At 57.2% G+C, this 16,465-nt stretch carries 16 protein-coding genes; 7 read left to right on the top strand and 9 right to left on the bottom strand.

Annotated elements, in window-relative coordinates; genetic code table 11:
- Positions 1-96: 96 nt before the first annotated feature.
- The 9 genes from BIND_RS12645 to BIND_RS12605 form a co-directional block, all read right to left on the bottom strand.
- Positions 97-1,716 carry an efflux transporter outer membrane subunit gene (locus BIND_RS12645; protein ID WP_202944753.1) on the bottom strand — a complete coding sequence of 540 codons (1,620 nt, stop codon included), beginning with the start codon at positions 1,714-1,716 and terminating at the stop codon, positions 97-99.
- Positions 1,685-2,761 (bottom strand): HlyD family secretion protein, encoded by a 1,077-nt coding sequence (locus BIND_RS12640; protein WP_012385461.1) that lies wholly within the window; start codon positions 2,759-2,761, stop codon positions 1,685-1,687. The genes BIND_RS12645 and BIND_RS12640 overlap by 32 nt, the downstream gene beginning before the upstream one ends.
- Before the next feature lie 12 nt (positions 2,762-2,773).
- A complete protein-coding gene (locus tag BIND_RS12635) occupies positions 2,774-4,507 on the bottom strand; it encodes an MFS transporter (protein ID WP_012385460.1) in 1,734 nt (577 codons plus the stop codon).
- A 141-nt stretch (positions 4,508-4,648) separates the two neighbouring features.
- A complete protein-coding gene (locus tag BIND_RS12630) occupies positions 4,649-5,539 on the bottom strand; it encodes a LysR family transcriptional regulator (protein ID WP_280110013.1) in 891 nt (296 codons plus the stop codon).
- A gap of 116 nt (positions 5,540-5,655) precedes the next feature.
- The gene (locus tag BIND_RS12625) at positions 5,656-6,198 is read right to left on the bottom strand and encodes a flavin reductase family protein (protein ID WP_012385458.1); all 543 of its coding nucleotides are present in this window, start codon (positions 6,196-6,198) and stop codon (positions 5,656-5,658) included.
- Positions 6,199-6,549: 351 nt separating this feature from the next.
- The gene (locus BIND_RS12620; protein WP_012385457.1) at positions 6,550-6,822 is read right to left on the bottom strand and encodes a DUF2312 domain-containing protein; all 273 of its coding nucleotides are present in this window, start codon (positions 6,820-6,822) and stop codon (positions 6,550-6,552) included.
- 229 nt (positions 6,823-7,051) lie between these two features.
- A complete protein-coding gene (fghA, locus tag BIND_RS12615) occupies positions 7,052-7,894 on the bottom strand; it encodes an S-formylglutathione hydrolase (RefSeq protein ID WP_012385456.1) in 843 nt (280 codons plus the stop codon).
- Positions 7,894-9,003: an S-(hydroxymethyl)glutathione dehydrogenase/class III alcohol dehydrogenase gene (locus BIND_RS12610; RefSeq protein WP_012385455.1), complete on the bottom strand. Its 1,110-nt coding sequence runs from the start codon at positions 9,001-9,003 to the stop codon at positions 7,894-7,896. Before BIND_RS12610 ends, fghA begins: the two co-directional genes overlap by 1 nt.
- A 13-nt stretch (positions 9,004-9,016) precedes the next feature.
- Positions 9,017-9,400 (bottom strand): VOC family protein, encoded by a 384-nt coding sequence (locus BIND_RS12605; RefSeq protein ID WP_012385454.1) that lies wholly within the window; start codon positions 9,398-9,400, stop codon positions 9,017-9,019.
- A 166-nt stretch (positions 9,401-9,566) separates the two neighbouring features.
- Between BIND_RS12605 and BIND_RS12600 the strand changes: the two genes are divergently transcribed.
- From BIND_RS12600 to BIND_RS12570, 7 genes are all read left to right on the top strand, one after another.
- Complete coding sequence (locus BIND_RS12600; protein WP_012385453.1) at positions 9,567-10,517, top strand: helix-turn-helix domain-containing protein; 951 nt, start codon at positions 9,567-9,569, stop codon at positions 10,515-10,517.
- A gap of 114 nt (positions 10,518-10,631) precedes the next feature.
- Positions 10,632-11,633, top strand: coding sequence for a LacI family DNA-binding transcriptional regulator (locus BIND_RS12595; RefSeq protein WP_012385452.1), 1,002 nt, complete (start codon positions 10,632-10,634; stop codon positions 11,631-11,633).
- 175 nt (positions 11,634-11,808) lie between these two features.
- Positions 11,809-12,843, top strand: a complete 1,035-nt coding sequence (locus BIND_RS12590) for a sterol desaturase family protein (protein WP_012385451.1) — start codon at positions 11,809-11,811, stop codon at positions 12,841-12,843.
- Positions 12,840-13,151: a MocE family 2Fe-2S type ferredoxin gene (locus BIND_RS12585; protein WP_012385450.1), complete on the top strand. Its 312-nt coding sequence runs from the start codon at positions 12,840-12,842 to the stop codon at positions 13,149-13,151. Before BIND_RS12590 ends, BIND_RS12585 begins: the two co-directional genes overlap by 4 nt.
- A gap of 178 nt (positions 13,152-13,329) precedes the next feature.
- Positions 13,330-14,274, top strand: a complete 945-nt coding sequence (locus tag BIND_RS12580) for a substrate-binding domain-containing protein (RefSeq protein ID WP_012385449.1) — start codon at positions 13,330-13,332, stop codon at positions 14,272-14,274.
- Positions 14,275-14,298: 24 nt separating this feature from the next.
- Positions 14,299-15,504 carry an NAD(P)/FAD-dependent oxidoreductase gene (locus BIND_RS12575; RefSeq protein WP_012385448.1) on the top strand — a complete coding sequence of 402 codons (1,206 nt, stop codon included), beginning with the start codon at positions 14,299-14,301 and terminating at the stop codon, positions 15,502-15,504.
- Positions 15,501-16,358, top strand: a complete 858-nt coding sequence (locus BIND_RS12570) for a sugar phosphate isomerase/epimerase family protein (protein ID WP_012385447.1) — start codon at positions 15,501-15,503, stop codon at positions 16,356-16,358. Before BIND_RS12575 ends, BIND_RS12570 begins: the two co-directional genes overlap by 4 nt.
- Positions 16,359-16,465 lie beyond the last annotated feature (107 nt).

The raw sequence follows: 16,465 nt of genomic DNA, 5'->3' as shown, positions 1-16,465 counted from the left end.
CTCTCTCAGGACTGCTCCAAAGCCTGCACGTCCTCATCAGTGCGGGACGTGCAGGTGGGTGTCGGCAATTATCATCGCTCACGCCGCGTGGATGGCTTATTGGAGCGAGGCTTTGACCATGGATTCGGCTTTTTCCGTGGCCTGCTCCGTGACGGGATGTGTGGTGCCAAGACGCTTTTCCCAGCCGCCGCCGAGCGCTTTGTAGAGTTGCGCCACGGCTATGGCCGTATCGGCCGATGCCTGTAACAATTGGCTCTTTGTCGAGAGAAGCCGATTCTGCGCGGTGAGCACGTTCAAGAAGTCGGACGAGCCTTGCGTATATTGGGTCTGGGACGCGGTGAGCGCGATTTCGTTCTGCTTCGTGGCCTCGGCGAGGCTCGCGCGCCGTGCTTGGGCCACATGATAATCAATCAGCGCATTGTCGATCTCATGCCAGGCATTCAGCACCGTGCGCCGATAAAGGATAGCGGCCTCCTTTTGCTGTTCGTTGCGCAATTCGAGCTGACCGCGCAGGCGCCCTCCCTGAAAGATCGGGATGGAAACCGTGGGACCAAGGCCATATTGCCGCGAGGCCCAGGTGCCAAGGCCCGAGAAAGTGAGGGCCTGAATGTCGAGGCTGCCGGAAAGGGTGATGCGCGGGTAGAATTCGGCGACCGCGACCCCGATATTAGCGACCGCCGCATGCAGCCTTTCTGTCGCCATGCGGATATCGGGCCGGCGTTCAGCAAGTTCGGCCGGCACGCCCATCGGAATTTTGGGCGGGGCCATGGGGATCTGCCGCCTCGCTCCCAGCATAGGGGAAAGCGCGCGGGGCTCTTCGTCGACGAGGAAGCTCAACGCATTGATGAGATGGCCTTCCTCACGTTCGAGCGCCGGCAGATAGGCCTCGATCGTGGCGAGCTGCGCACTGGCATTGGCGACATCGAGCGTTGTCGTCGCACCATTGGTGAAACGCATCCGCGTCAGTTCGAGCCCATGCCGGGCAATATCGATATTCTGCTTGGTGAGGACAATCTGCGCCTGGATCGAACGCAATTGGATGTAGTCATGCGCGGTTTCCGCAAAAATCGTCACGAGGACATCGCGCACGTGATCGGCCATGGCGGCGGTATCGGCGTCAGCTCCTTCGACCTGACGGCGGACATGTCCCCAGAGATCGACCTCCCAGGAGGCATCGATTCCATATTGAAACAGATTGAACGGTTGACCCGCAAGACCTGGCAGTCTCGCAGGTCCGAATCCTTGCGTACCATTTGCGATCTGCCCCGGCGTCTCCTGTTCGAGCGTGCCGAGAAGGCCGAGCACACCATTGGGGCTCGCCCGTTCGCGTGCATAGGAGGCATTGCTGTTGATTGACGGGAACTGAGACGAAGCAGCAACCTGCCGCGCAGCGCGGCTCTGGGCCAGCCGATGCGCCGCCGCCTTGATGTCGAGATTGGCCTCCGCGACCATGTTTTCGAGCTTGTTCAGAACCGGGTCGCGATAGATCAGCCACCAGTCGGGCTCGATCTGTTGCGGCGTCGGCCGCCCGTCGCCATGCCCCGCCGCTGTCTGCGGCCAGGATTTCGGCGCATCGAAGGCGGGAGACTGAAAATCGGGACCGACGGAACAGCCGCCGAGATTGCCACAGGAAAACAGCGCAGCGGCCAGCGCGCCCGGCAAAAGATAATGTTTCACGCGCGCCTCACCGCAGAACATAGCGGCCATCATTGGCATGCGGGCCATCGGCCTTGCTTGCCGTATCGATCTCTGCCTCGACGGACATGCCGACCCGAATTTTACGGACGATGTCCTGATCTGGATCGAAGACGATCTTCACCGGCAGACGTTGAACGACTTTGGTGAAATTGCCGGTGGCATTGTCGGGCTGGATCGGCGCAAAGGCGACGCCGGTTGCCGGCGCAATGGAATCGACATGACCATGGATCGGCGTGTCCGGGAATGTATCGACGTGGATCAGCGCCTTCTGTCCTGGCACGACATGCGTCAATTGGGTCTCCTGAAAATTCGCCAGCACATAGGCTTCTTGCAAGGGAACCACGGCGAGCAGCGCGGTGCCGGGATTGACATAGGCGCCGACGCGCACGCCGCGCGCCCCGACCATGCCATCGACTGGCGCTGGTATGGTCGTATAGGAGAGATTGAGCTCTGCCTGATAACGATGGCTTTCAGCGCTCTCGCGTGCGCCTTGCGCGCGCGCCTTCTGTGCTTCGAGCACGGCGATCTGTTTTTCGGCGGCGACGACGGCGGCTTCGTCGCGCGTGCGCGCGGCGACGCGCTGACGATATTCGGATTCCGCCGCTTGCTGTTGTTCGACCGTGCCGGCGCCGCCTTTCGAGAGATTGTGGTAGCGCTGGGCATTGGCCTTGGCGAAGTCGAGCGCCGCCGCGTCGGCTTCGACAGCCGCTTTTGCCTGCGCGATCACGGCCTCCTGGCGGCTGATCTCGGCCGTGAGATTGGCGATATCGGCCTTGGCGGTCGTGACTTCGGCTTCGGCGGCCATCAGCGCGGTGCGATAATCGTCATCCTCGATATGAGCAAGTTCCTCGCCTTGCCGCACACGTTGATTGTCCTCGACCTTCACCTGATCGATCCGGCCGGAAATCTTTGGCGCGACAATGGTGAAATCGGCGGTGACATAGGCATCATCCGTCATCTGGTGTATGCCGTCGCCGGAAACGAGCCGATCCATATGCCAGGCGAGCGCGGTGAGGATGACGACACCGCTTGAAGCGAGAAGCAGAGGTTTCTTGATGGGCATGGGAATTGGCCGTTAATGGGCCGCCTGCGGCAGGGCGGCGTTCGCGGGGAGGGAAGGCGAGGGCGTGTTGTGGGGCGCGGGTGACGCTTCTGGGGGCGGACTTGGGGAGGGTGGACTTGGCGGATAGACGCGGCCGGGAAGGATCGTATCCAGAATGACAAAGACGACGCAGACCCACATGAGGATGAAATAGAGATCTGCGAGCGCGAGGACCAGCGACTGCTCGTGCACATAAGTATGGAAGATCTCTTGTGCATTACGGGCGATGTGTTGTGTATCCGGATCAAGGGGTGCGATCTGTTCGCCGATCCTGTGTCCGAAACCGTCGAGCGCCCAGCGGTGGGTGCCGTAATGATCGAGCAGCATGACCGAATGATAATGCTGGCGGAACCGCAGTAGTGTTTCAAAAAGCGCCGCGGCGATGGCATTGGCCATGCCCTTCAGCATATTGACCATGCCGGAGATGAACGGGCCATCGGCGGGTCCAAGCCCCATGGTCGCCAGCATCAAGGTCGGAATGACGACCATGGGTTGTCCAAAGATCTGCAGGATTTGCAGAAGGTAGAAATTGTCGCGCACCCAGTCGGGCGTGAGCCATGTTCCGAGCCAGCAGGCAAGGCCCAGCAGGCTCATGCCGATGGCGAGCACATAGCGGCAATCCACCGCGCGGATGTTGCAGAGCGCGGCTGTGGCCGGCAGAAGGATCAGTTGCGGCAAGGCGACGATGAGAGCGATGGGCGCGGTCTGGATCGGCCGGTAGCCGCGGATTTCCGCGAGATAGGCCGCGGGGATCTCCATCAACAGGCCGCACAGGATCAGTGTGGCGACGAGGGTGAGGAGGGACATCGCTATATTGCGATTGCCCCAGAACTGTATGCGGAAGAACGGACTGTGGTGGAACCATTCGTGGATGAGGAAGCCGATGAACAAGCCGCCGCCCCAGAAGGTCAGATGCACAATCAGCGGTGACCGGAACCAGTCGAGCCGGTCACCATGATAGAGGATGGTGACGATCGCGATGATCGAAGGGGCGCCGAGCAGGAATCCGCGCCAGTTGAAATTGCGGAAGCGTTCATAATGCGGCGGATCGCGTGGCAGGCCATAGGCCATCAAGCCGATAGCGATGAGACAGAGCGGCAAGGCTTCCCAGTAGAGCCATTGCCAGCCGACATGTTCGAACCACAGAACTTCGAGCGGGCCGCCAAGATTAGGGCCAAACGTTGCGCTCATCGCATAGCCGCCGATGCCGAAGACACGGATCTGCGGCGGCAGATATTTCAGCATGACCGTCATCAGGATCGGTGGCAGGCAACCGGCGGAAAGCCCCTGTGCCGCCCGCAGTATCAAAAGCGATGGCAGATCCGGCATGAAGGGAAGCGGGATGGCCAAAAGCCCGAGCAGGGCCGTCATGAATGCGACGAAGCGATAAATCGAGAAGGTCATATAAAACCATGGCGTGAAAGCCATGGCGGCAATGTTGAAGGATTCATAGACGGAAATGAACCAGATGCCTTCGTCACGCCCAAGGTGCATCTTGCCGCGAATGTCGGCGAGGCCGATCTCGGTGATATGTTCGTTGAAGCCGGCGATATGCACGGCGAGCAACACGCCGACGAGGCCGACGATCGTGCGCGGACCGAAGGGCGGAATGTAAGAAGGCGCCGCCGGAGCACCCGCTGGATGTGTTGGCGCAATCGCCGCAGGGGCGGATACAACAAAGGAGGATTGGGCGGCGGAAGAAGACAAGAAAAAGCCTCGTGGTGGAATGCGAGGCCAGTGTAAGGGACGGATCAGAATAACAGAATTGCATTTATTCTATTCATTCGATGCGTTTAACGCACTATTGGACGGGCCAGGGTCGCAAACTCTGCATCCTTTTCCTTCCGCTCATCCTTCCCCGATGGGGCGCGCGTTCCGCGCGGTCGCAAGGACTTCCTGACGCAGCCAGCGATGCACGAAATCCCGGTCATGGCGGGGATGCCATGCCTGAAACAAGGTCACCGGCTCGATCGGAAAAGGCAGATCGAAGACTTTGAGCCCAATCGTCTCGAGCGGTAGATTGCGCGCAACGATGTCGGGCACCGGCATGATCATGTCTGAAAAGCGCAGGGTTTCGATCATCGAATAATAGGTCGGCACGACGAGCGCGATGGTGCGCGAAAGACCCATCTCGCCGAGAACACGGTCGATCGGCCCGATCCATTGGCTGCGCCGCGAGACGACGATATGGCCATGGGCGACGAGGCTTTGCGGCGTGATTGTTGTTTCGAAGATCGGATGGCCGGCGCGCGCCAGCACCTGAAAGGTGAGGTCGAACAAAGCCTGGGTGCGGATCTCAGGGCGGAGTGCGATCGTCGCGCCGATATAGAGATCGATACGGCCCTCGCGTAGCATGTCGAGGTCATCGTCGCCATCAGGCGCGAAGCGAAGGCGGCAGCGCGGCGCCTTGGTCTGGAGCCGGCCGAGCAAGGCCATGCCGAAGGCGCCGATGAACAGATCATTCGTGCGGATTGTAAATTGCGGTTCCATGGCCGCAAGATCGATCGGATTTTCTGGCCGGAACAACTCCGAGGCTGTGCCCACGATTTCGTGAATGCGCGCCTGCAATTCCAGCGCATGGGGCGTCGGAACCATCTTGCGTCCGGCCGCAACGAGGATCGGATCGCCGAAAGCCTCGCGGATGCGACCGAGCGTGCGGCTCATCGCTGGCCCACTAAGATTCATCCGCCGCGCGGCTCCCGCGACGCTACCCTCTTCAAGCAAGAGGTCGAGCGCGATCAGGAGATTGAGATCAGGCCGTTTCAGGTTTCTTTCTCCTTCGTCAGAGGCAAGTCATCGCTTGGCCGACGGAGACGTATGCGCAAACAGAGATAGGAATATGAATTCTAGAAATATTATATTCCGCTTGGGAGTTTGGAGCGCATCATCTCCTTTCGGTCGATTTTGCGTCCGTCTACAATGAAAGTGCCGTCACCAACCGCGTGAAGTGTCCGTTTCTCCTTTCGCGTGTCATCGAAATAGGCAGCGAGACCGTCGAGAACGATAATGTTGTGCCGATCGATAATATCCACAACCCGGCACTCGATGTTCGCGAGACACTCCTTGATGAGCGGTGCCCGAACATGTTTGCCCCGCAACGGGGTCAAGCCGAATTTCTGAAATTTGTCCGTGTCTTGTCCCGAACACGTTCCGATCCCGATGATGGTATCGATCATGTCAACGGTCGGGATTGAGATCACGCATTCCCTTGTCGCCTCAAGGGCGGCATAAGAATAGTTCCATGACCCCGTTGTGATCGCGAAGTTTGCCGAGAACCCCAGAACCATAGTCCAGGTAATGGTCATGACATTGTCCTTGCGCTCATCACTCGTTGTCACCAGCACCACCGGCCCTGGTTCCAGAAGGGTGAATGCTCTCTCTAGCGGAAGACTTTTCATGACGATCACTTTCGCTTACGGCAGCCGAAAACGCAGTGCAGGAGACAGCCGGTCGAGGCCCGCGTCCATATAGATCACGTCTCCCATATCGTTAGCGAAGGGGGATGATAGCGTTCTTGTGCCGCGGTCAATACCGAGCGCAAGGATAGGTCTTGGTCGCGATTTGCTAGGAGCGTCTCGTCTCCGGCATGGCTGACGCGATCTGAACCGCTAGGGCGCCGCCTTGCCCAAGACTGCCAAGGCCGCGTTCGGAACGATACATGGATTTCCATAAGGTGCGACCGGGTCACGATGGCGTCGTAAACCCAACGCTTACGTTGGGTTGCCAAGAGGTCAGGTCAGCACAAACCGTCAGGCGGCCTTCGCCGTGGTCTCGTCGTCGCTGGTTTCCATGGCGCGCAGATAAAGATCAAGCAGGGATTCCTGCTCGTCGCGTTCCTTCTCATCCTGCCTGCGCAGTTTCAGGATCTCTTTCAGCACCTTGACGTCAAAGCCTTCGCCTTTGGCTTCTGCGAAGACATCCTTCTTGCCCTCATTGAGCGCTTTGATCTCCTCTTCCAGATGCTCGATCCGTTCGATGAAAGACCGAATTCGACCACCTGGAATTCCAACTGCTTCTGTCATGCTCTTTCTCCGTGGAAGACCAACGGAGCACAGGCTAGATTTTGGAAGGCAATAATTGGTTAAAGGGGAAGACGTGGGATCTCTTGAGGCTCTTATTTGTGGTGCAAAAAAATAAAAATTATGTTATATCAATGTCTTATTATATGAGTGGACCCTAAGTTAGGATAAGATCCATGCCTCGCAAGCTTAGACTGAAGACATGATATAGCCAGACTGCATGGCTGAAACGTCAAATCAGCGCCTTGGCATGATGCGCAATGTGATCGGCCATGAAAGTCGAGATGAAGTAATAGCCATGGTCGTAGCCTTCGTGCCGCCGCAGGGTCAATGGCTGCCCGGCCTTGACGCAGGCGGCCTCGAAGAGATGCGGATGGAGTTGGCGTTCAAGAAACTGATCCGCAAGCCCCTGATCGATGAGCAGAGGCGGCAGGCGCAAGCCTTTTTCGATCAGAGCGGTCGCATCCCATTCCGCCCAGAGTGTGCAATCGGGACCGAGATAGGCCGAGAAGGCCTTTTCTCCCCAAGGACATTGGGACGGCGCGGCGATCGGCGCAAAGGCCGAGACGGAATGAAATTTTTCCGGCATTTTGAGCGCGGTCACGAGCGCGCCATGCCCACCCATCGAATGACCGAAAATGCCCCAGCGATCGGGGTTTGCGGGGAAATTCGCTTCGATGAGCTGCGGCAATTCACGCGAGACGTAAGAGCCCATGCGATAGCCGTCGCGCCAGGGCTCTTGCATCGCATCGAGATAGAATCCGGCGCCAAGCCCGAAGTCCCAACTTGCGTCGTCGCCCGGATGACGCCGGTCGCGCGGTGACGTATCCGGAGCAACCAGGATCAGTCCGGCTTTGGCGGCGTGCTGTTGCGCGCCGCCTTTGATCATGAAGGTTTCCTCGGTACAGGTCAGGCCGGCGAGGTAAAGCAAGGCGGGAACCTTGCTTGTTTTCGCCGCTTCCGGCACGAAGACCGAGAAACGCATTTCGCCGCCGATTTCCAAAGAGGCGTGGCGATAGAAGCCGACTTCGCCGCCAAAGCAGCGGTGCCGGCTGATCTCGATCGGGGCCGACATCAAAATTCCACCACAGAGCGTATCGACTTGCCTTCATGCATCAGGTCGAAGCCTTCATTGATTTGCTCGAGCGGCAACTTGTGGGTGATCAGGTCATCGATGTTGATCTTGCCTTCCATGTACCAGTCGACAATGCGTGGCACATCGGTACGGCCGCGTGCGCCGCCGAAGGCCGAGCCTTTCCACACCCGCCCGGTGACCAATTGGAACGGCCGGGTCTGGATCTCGGCCCCCGCCGGCGCCACACCGATAATAATGCTCTGGCCCCAGCCCTTGTGACAGCATTCGAGCGCCTGGCGCATGACATTGACATTGCCGGTGCAATCAAATGTGTAATCGGCGCCGCCCTTGGTGAGATCGACGAGATAGGGAACGATATCGGTGCCGATCTTTTTCGGATTGACGAAATGCGTCATGCCGAATTTCTCGGCCATCGGCTTTTTCGAATCGTTGACATCGACGCCGACGATCTGTTCGGCTCCGATCATCCTGAGGGCTTGGATGACGTTGAGGCCTATGCCTCCGAGGCCGAAGACGACGGCCCGACACCCAGGCTCCGCCCGCGCGGTCCAGATGACGGCGCCGACGCCGGTTGTGACGCCACAGCCGATGTAGCAGACCTTGTCGAAAGGCGCGTCTTCGCGGATCTTGGCGACGGCAATTTCCGGTACGACGATGAAATTCGAAAAGGTCGATGTGCCCATATAGTGATAGATCGGCTGGCGATTATAATGGAAACGCGGGGTGCCATCCGGCATGAGGCCTTTGCCTTGGGTGACCCGAATCTTCTGGCAAAGATTGGTCTTGCGCGAGAGGCAATACTCGCACTCGCGACATTCCGGCGTGTAAAGCGGAATGACGTGATCGCCTTTCTTGACCGACGTTACGCCGGGCCCAACATCAACGATAATGCCGGCGCCTTCATGGCCAAGCACGCTCGGAAAAATGCCTTCGGAATCCTGGCCGGACAAAGTGTAGGCATCGGTGTGGCAAATGCCGGTGGCTTTGACTTCGACAAGGACTTCGCCCTCGCGCGGTCCGTCGAGGTCCAATTCGACAATTTCGAGAGGTTTTTGGGCTGCAAAAGCAACCGCTGCACGCGTTTTCACGTCTGTTCCTCGCTTATTCTGGTTTGAAGCAATAGACGCCGAGCTTGTTGCCGTCGGGATCCCGCGTATAGGCGGCAAAGGCATTTGGCGCCCAATTTCGCGGCCCGACGGCGCCCTCATCCGGTGAACCCAGGCTTAGCGCAGTCTCATGAAAGGCGGCGACGCTGGAGCGGTCAGGCGCCTCGAAGCAGACGGTTCCCCCATTTCCGACGGTAGCCGGCTTGCCATCCACAGGTTTGAGAACGAAGAAGCTCGGCTTGTCGACGCCCCAGATCGATCCGTTCTCCCCCAGGTCGGCGATCCGTTTCAGACCGATCTTGGCGAGAACCGCATCATAGAACTGTCTCGCTTTATTCAGATCGTTCGTGCCCACCGTGACATGCGTGAATACGGACATTATCTTCTCCCTCAAGGGGTACTCTGATATCGATGAAACGACAGTAGCCCTTCGGCGGCTAAATTTCTTGCTTTGCAACGAACTTGCTTGCCTCAGGGCGAAAAATGACGCTAAATTTTTCCGAAAGCCCCGATCGATGAGGGCTGAAAGGCACGAGTATTCGGGCATGAGGTTTAAAATCGGTTCTCTAGACTCCTCGCTCGTGCCCCATTCGCATAGCATTAATTATTGGGAGGAGGCGCTCGCTGCTTTGTGCGGCCGTCTGCAAGTAGAGATCGTCGGAGATGACAGAATAGATGCCTTTGCGAACTATGTCGATTTTGACGGGCTCAGGCTTTGTCAAATCAAAACCAGTGGACATAGGGTAGCGCTTCCCAGATCATGGCTCGGTCAATCAGAACATCCGGTCGTCAAGGTGCATTTTCAGACCAAGGGAACGTCAATATTCGAGCAGGGTCAGACGAGGATTGTACTCTCGCCCGGGGATTGTCTTGCCTATGATGTTGCGCAACCGCACCTCATCTCTAGCTTGGAATATACTGAGCACGAAGTCGCAATCATACCCAAGAAAAGTTTGATGGAACGCCGAATTGCTGCTCGGCAATTTCCAGCAGTCCATATGTCCACGGAGCATGGTGACATTCGCTTCGTACGAAATTTTCTCCTTTCAGCCTTGCGGCAGGCCTCGACACTTTCGAATAAGTCCATCAAGCCCATCGCGGACGCCCTCTTGGATGTGCTCATCATCCCTCTTTCCGAAGGACGACCTCAAGGCGTCTCGAGCGATAGGCGTGAGACATTAAGAATTCGGGCACAAGATTATATTCGGCAGAATTTGGGCGACACTGATTTGACGATCGATCGCATCGCCCGCGCGTTAGGTTGCAGCAAGCGCTATTTGCATATGATTTTCATGGATGAAGGAATAACCGTAAGCAGGTTTATTTGGAACGAGAGACTCGATAGATGTTTCTATGATCTCAAGGATGCGCATCAATCGAACAAGACGATTACTGAGGTCGCGATCGAATGGGGCTTCAGCAGCCCATCCCATTTCAGTCGATCGTTCAAGGACCGTTACGGATTCACGCCATCTACGGCTTTGAAGCGCATATAGAAGCCCGGCTTTCGATATCGGCCATGTCTTTATCCGGTCCTCGTAATCACGCTCCTGGGTTAGGCTTGGTCACCAAAAAGCTTGGCGGTGACTGACCTTAAAGGATGCTTGAAGATGAGCAAGACGAACTATGGGGATATAGCGCGTCTTGCCGGAGTGGGAACCGCGACTGTTGAGCGGGTTTTGAACGGGCGTGGGGGTGTTCGCCCCGAACTGGTCAAGAAGGTCGTTATCGCCGCGCGCACCCTTGAGTACCCGCGTATACTGCCCGATCTCCATCGCGGTCTTCTGCGCCTGGAAGTGTTGATGGTTCGTCCCGACACAACCTTTTATCAACGTCTCTCTCGTGCCTTTGAGCGGATCGCCGCGACCCTTGATCCATTGGTGATTGTGCACCGCAACTTCACCGAAGAGATGAAGCCGGAAAAGATTGCACAACGCATTATGTCAATCGATCTTCCACGTGCCGGCTTGATCCTTGCCGTGCCGAGCAATCCAGTGATCAGTGCCGCGGTGGAAAAGGTGATGGCGCAAGGATTACCCGTGGTCCACGTCGTGACCCGTGCGTCCGATCGCGTCGGAGAATTCGTCGGCATTGACAACTATGCCGCCGGTCGGACGGCGGCGCTTTTTATCAGCCGGATGGCGCACCGGACCGGGCCGGTCGTCGCCATTTGCCATCCCATCTATCAAGTGCATCGGGATCGTATCCGCGGGTTTTCTGACTATCTCCATGAATATCCCGGTGCCTCCAGCTTCGAATGGCTGGGATTTGGTCAAGATGAGGAGCGCATTTGCGCTGATCTGTTGTGGTCGGCACTGGAGATGTATCCCGATCTTGCCGGTTTCTACAACGCGGGAGGCGCGAATTCAGCGCTGATCGAGGTGCTTCGCCGGCATCCGCGCGGCCGCAATGTATTCTTCGTTGGGCACGAACTGACCGAATATACGCGCATTGCGCTGCAAGACGGCACCATGGATGTGGTGCTGGATCAGGCGCCAGAGGCGCAGGCCCGGCGTGCGTTTGACCTGATCCTGCGCCGTATCGGTTTGACCGAGATCGAGCCGGACCGAACTCCCATTCGCTTCATTACCATCACCAAGGAGGCGCTTTGATCTAATTAGATCAAAAATGGCTTCGGCATTCGGCAGGCCCCTTGTTATTTTCGTAACAGGGAGGAGAGCCGGAGCGTCGAGAAAAACGACACCGAACAAAGCGCGTAAGGCGCTCTCCTACACGTGACGCATTTGTACGGGCGGAAGACTTCCAGTCTGCCCGAAGGAGAGCGCAATGGATGATCTGATATTTGGCAAGCGTAACAAGCGCGGCGATTGGGCGCCGCACCAGCCAATCGAGACCTCGCCGCTGTTTGTCTTTCCGCCGCGGCTCATGGCAATCCTGAAATGGCTACCGCATTACTTCTTTCCCTGGAACACGATTTTTGCCGCTTCGGCGGTCGCCTATTGGGTGTGGATCATTCCGCCGATGGAGACGATGCAGACGATCAGCATCGGCTGGGTCGGTTGGCTTTACGCTGTGAATGCGATCTGCACATTTTGCTTCTACGGCGCGTTCGAGCTTTATCTTTATGTCCTGAAGTGTCAGGAAAACCGCTTTAAATACAATGGAAAATTCCCCGCCGAGCAGAAGAGCAAGGCGTTCTGGTTCGAAAGCCAGAACATTGACAACATGATGCGCACGTTTCTATCGGGCGTGACGATCTGGACCGCAATCGAAGTTCTGATGCTGTGGGTCTATGCCAATGGCTATGCGCCTTGGCTCACCTTCAAGGACCATCCGTGGACGCTTGCCATTGTCGCACTAATGGTACCGATCATTCACGAGTTTCACTTTTTCTGCATACACCGGCTCATCCATACCCCCTTTCTCTACGAGTGGGTTCACTCGGTCCATCATAATTCGGTGAATCCCTCGCCCTGGTCCTCTCTGTCGATGCATCCGGTCGAGCATCTGCTTTACTTCGGAACAGTGTTCTATCACCTGATCCTGCCTTCCAACCCCATCCTCATGCTCTACCAGCTTCACTACGCCGCCTTCGGAGCTATTCCGGGTCATGTTGGATTCGACAAGGTCGAGATCAGCGGGGACGGACTGGTGGATAGCCATGCCTATGCCCACTACCTGCACCACAAGTATTTCGAAGTAAATTACGGCGATGCCCTGATCCCGCTCGATAAATGGTTTGGCACCTGGCACGACGGCTCACCTGAGGGCGAGGCCCGGATGCAGCAACGCTACCGCGAGCGGAAGGAAAAACTCGCGATTCGCAAAGCGCGCATGGAAGTCAGGGGAGCAGCCGAATGACCTGGATCATTGCCTGCAAACTCGACGACATCGAACGCGAGGGAGCTGTCCGCTTCGACCACCACAGCCGCACCTACGCGATTTACCGTGGACCGGATGACAGCGTCTATTGCACCGCTGGTCTCTGCACGCATGAGGCGATTCATCTCGCCGACGGGTTGGTCATGGATTTCGAGGTGGAATGCCCCAAGCATTCCGGCGCCTTCGATTATCGCACTGGCGAAGCCTTGAGGCTTCCTGCCTGTGAGAATGTGAAGACCTATCCAGCCGAGGTGGTGGACGGTGAAGTTCGCGTGGCCATCAGCTAAGCAGCCTTGCGTGGCTAAAGCCACGATTGATTTTGCTTTTTCAAAGCAAAATCAATGCTGCCCGCAATTTTAAGTGTAAGCAAACTTTGGAAAGTTTGCTTAGGGCCGCGCACTACCAGGCAGCATAAAGGGCTCCCGGAATGCAACAGGGTAGCCCGGCGCCAAGAGGGAGGATGACATGAAATCGATCTTTACAGCAGCCGTCCTGGCCGCCTTGATGGCAGGTACGGCCTCGGCCGAGACAATCGGTGTCTCGATGCAGAACTTCGACGACAACTTCCAGACACTGCTGCGCCAAGGGCTCCAAGCTAGAGCCTCTCAGGTGGGTGGGGTCACTCTTCAGATCGAAGATGCACAGGCTGACATCGCCAGACAGCTCAATCAGGTTAACAATTTTATCGCTGCGAGAGTGGATGCGATCATCATAACGCTGACGGATACTTCCGCCGCCTCCGGCATTACCGCAGCGGCACAGAAGGCGGGCATTCCACTTGTCTATCTCAATCTCGAGCCGGAAAACATAAATCGGCTACCCAAAAATCAGGCCTATGTCGGTTCAAAGGAAACGGATGCAGGACGCTTGGGTGCCGAGGCTGCCTGTCAATTGCTGAAGAAAAAAGGAAAGGCTGGTCAAGCGCAAATCTACATATTGATGGGAGATTTGGCCCATCAAGCATCGCGCGATCGTACATCCGCGGTCAAGGAGACGCTAGCGGCAGGTGAGTGCAAGGGCGTAACCATTGCCGATGAGCGATCCGCTGCCTGGATGCGCACGAACGCGATGGATGTCACCACGAACTGGATCACAACTGGCCGTCCGATCGACGCGATCTTTGCCAATAGTGATGAAATGGCCATCGGCGCCATTCAGGCGCTCAAGGCCGCTGGCGTATCGAAGAACGATGTGATCGTCGTTGGCGTCAATGCGGCACAGGATGGCCTGGTCGCAATGGAGGACGGCGACCTGCATGTGACAGTGTTCCAGAACGCTAAAGGACAGTCGGCCAGCGCACTAGACGCTGCCGTTGCGCTGGCACGAGGCAAGAGCGTCGACAGGCAGGTGATGGTGCCTTTCGAACTCGTTACGCCCGAGAATATGGCAAAATACAACAATAAGAACTGACCCGTCTTTTTGATTGGAGAGCACATGGACGGTATCGTCATCATCGGTGCGGGGGAATGCGGCACACGAGCGGCATTCGCCCTGCGCGAAGCGGAATATTCTGGACCCGTAACACTGGTTGGAGCCGAGCCTCATCTTCCCTATGAACGGCCTCCGCTATCGAAGTCGATGAGCGGTGTGGTGCAAATGAAGCTGATATGCGCGAGTGAAGCGCTTGAGGCTGCCGGTATCGACTATCTTCAGGGATTATCGGCCTCGAAGCTTAATGCTGAAGCTGGATCTGTGATCCTGAGTGACGGGCGGGTGCTGAAGTATGAAAAGCTGCTTCTCGCCACGGGTGCACGTCCAAGAAGACTAACATGTCCCGGTGCCGAACTTGCGCTTGACTTTCGTACTTATGCCGATGCCGAAGCGATTTTTTCCCATGCGGCAAAAGGTCGGCACGTTGCAATCATCGGCGGCGGTTTGATCGGGATGGAACTTGCGTCGGTCCTGCGTGGAAAGAATATCAGCGTCAGTGTGATCGAAGCCGCGCCAAGACCTCTCGGACGTGCGGTGCCTGCGCGCTTGGCCGAAAAACTATATGCCAGACACATGGCTGAAGGCGTTGGCTTTCACCTGGATCGGGGCGTTGTGGCTATCAGCCACGATGGAGTGACTCTGACCGATGGTAGTATAGTGCCCGCTGATCTCGTTGTCAGTGCCATAGGTGTTTTGCCTGAAGTCGCTTTGGCGGAAGCGGCCGGCCTGGCGACAGGCAACGGAATCCTGACAGATATGTATCTTCGCACCAGCACCCCAAACATTTTCGCTGCAGGCGATTGTGCGGCGGTGATGCAACCCGGTGGAGGGCACATCCGGTATGAAGCTTGGCGAAATGCGAGAACCCAGGCCGAGACTGCCGCGCGAAACATGGCTGGTGCTGCGGAGGCTTTCGCTGCCATCCCCTGGTTTTGGTCCGATCAATACGATCTTGGCCTCCAGGTGGCGGGGCTGCCACAACCTGCCCATCAAAGTGTCTTGCGTTCGCTCATGACGGGCGAACTCGAATTTTATCTAGACGATGGGCGCCTGGTGGCTGTGGCAGGCCTGGGTGTCGGCAATAGCCTGGCCAAGGACATCAAGCTGGCTGAGATGTTGATTGCCGCAGGGGCCAGCCCTGACCCTGTGGCATTGGCCGACCCCGGGACGAACCTTAAGACGTTTTTGAAAAACGCGCGGGCCGCATGATGCAGAAACTGCTAATCTTCCAGTCGCTCTGGGCCATGGAACGCCGGCATACGGATGGCCAGGAGCGCAGCCTCGACGAGAACATCGCAATGATTTCGGCGGCTGAATTCGATGGTGTCAGTGCACACTATACAAACCGCCGAGATGTCCAACGTCTGAACGAAGCCATCCGGGGCACAGGATTGAAGATAGAAGGAGTCTGCTTTCCCAGTTGCGTCGAGGATTTACGCCTGCCACTGGAGCTTGCTGCGGAATTTCCGGTCAGCCACATCGACCTGCAACCCGATATCCGCCTGCGCCGGGTCGAGGACTGTCTGCCGCTTCTCGATGGATGGATGCGGCTCGCCGAAGACGCAGGCGTCCCCGTATTCATCGAAACTCATCGCGACAGGATGATGACAGATCTGTTTTTCACGCTGGACCTGCTGGATCAGCGGCCCGAACTGCCATTGCTTGCCGACCTATCGCATTTTCTGGTCGGCCGCGAATTTGCTTTTCCGGTCGACGAGGAAAATCACGCCATGATCCAGCGTATAATGCGCAATGCGTGGTCCTTTCATGGCAGGGTCGCATCGCGGGAACAGGTTCAGATCGAAATCTCGTTTCCACACCATCGACCTTGGTTGGAATTGTTCCTCGAATGGTGGGGCTACGGCATGCGTGACTGGCGTTATCGCGCTGCATCGGACGCCGAGCTGGTGTTTACTTGCGAACTGGGACCGAAGCCTTACGCGATCACAGGGCCTGACGGCAATGATATGACCGATAGATGGGTGGAGGCGCTGTCGCTTCGCCAAATGCTTCGCGAACTTTGGCATGCGAACACATCCAACCACCTCAACATACCGGGTTGAATTGGGTGCCAGACAACAGTGCAAACATGGTGACGAGGATAAAGATCATCGCCACCGTTGCCAGCATGTCGACAAACATTGCTATATTACTGACTGCCAGCCTCTCC

This window comes from Beijerinckia indica subsp. indica ATCC 9039 (assembly GCF_000019845.1).
Classification (GTDB): domain Bacteria; phylum Pseudomonadota; class Alphaproteobacteria; order Rhizobiales; family Beijerinckiaceae; genus Beijerinckia; species Beijerinckia indica.
This window is presented reverse-complemented; position numbering and strand designations above follow the sequence as displayed.

What these genes read in the sequence shown, in the direction of transcription:
- BIND_RS12645 (WP_202944753.1), bottom strand. Translation starts at nt 1,716, where the DNA reads ATGCCAATGATGGCCGCTATGTTCTGCGGTGAGGCGCGCGTGAAACAT.
- BIND_RS12640 (WP_012385461.1), bottom strand. Translation starts at nt 2,761, where the DNA reads ATGCCCATCAAGAAACCTCTGCTTCTCGCTTCAAGCGGTGTCGTCATC.
- BIND_RS12625 (WP_012385458.1), bottom strand. Translation starts at nt 6,198, where the DNA reads ATGAAAAGTCTTCCGCTAGAGAGAGCATTCACCCTTCTGGAACCAGGG.
- BIND_RS12620 (WP_012385457.1), bottom strand. Translation starts at nt 6,822, where the DNA reads ATGACAGAAGCAGTTGGAATTCCAGGTGGTCGAATTCGGTCTTTCATC.
- fghA (WP_012385456.1), bottom strand. Translation starts at nt 7,894, where the DNA reads ATGTCGGCCCCGATCGAGATCAGCCGGCACCGCTGCTTTGGCGGCGAA.
- BIND_RS12605 (WP_012385454.1), bottom strand. Translation starts at nt 9,400, where the DNA reads ATGTCCGTATTCACGCATGTCACGGTGGGCACGAACGATCTGAATAAA.
- BIND_RS12600 (WP_012385453.1), top strand. Translation starts at nt 9,567, where the DNA reads ATGAGGTTTAAAATCGGTTCTCTAGACTCCTCGCTCGTGCCCCATTCG.
- BIND_RS12595 (WP_012385452.1), top strand. Translation starts at nt 10,632, where the DNA reads ATGAGCAAGACGAACTATGGGGATATAGCGCGTCTTGCCGGAGTGGGA.
- BIND_RS12590 (WP_012385451.1), top strand. Translation starts at nt 11,809, where the DNA reads ATGGATGATCTGATATTTGGCAAGCGTAACAAGCGCGGCGATTGGGCG.
- BIND_RS12585 (WP_012385450.1), top strand. Translation starts at nt 12,840, where the DNA reads ATGACCTGGATCATTGCCTGCAAACTCGACGACATCGAACGCGAGGGA.
- BIND_RS12580 (WP_012385449.1), top strand. Translation starts at nt 13,330, where the DNA reads ATGAAATCGATCTTTACAGCAGCCGTCCTGGCCGCCTTGATGGCAGGT.
- BIND_RS12575 (WP_012385448.1), top strand. Translation starts at nt 14,299, where the DNA reads ATGGACGGTATCGTCATCATCGGTGCGGGGGAATGCGGCACACGAGCG.
- BIND_RS12570 (WP_012385447.1), top strand. Translation starts at nt 15,501, where the DNA reads ATGATGCAGAAACTGCTAATCTTCCAGTCGCTCTGGGCCATGGAACGC.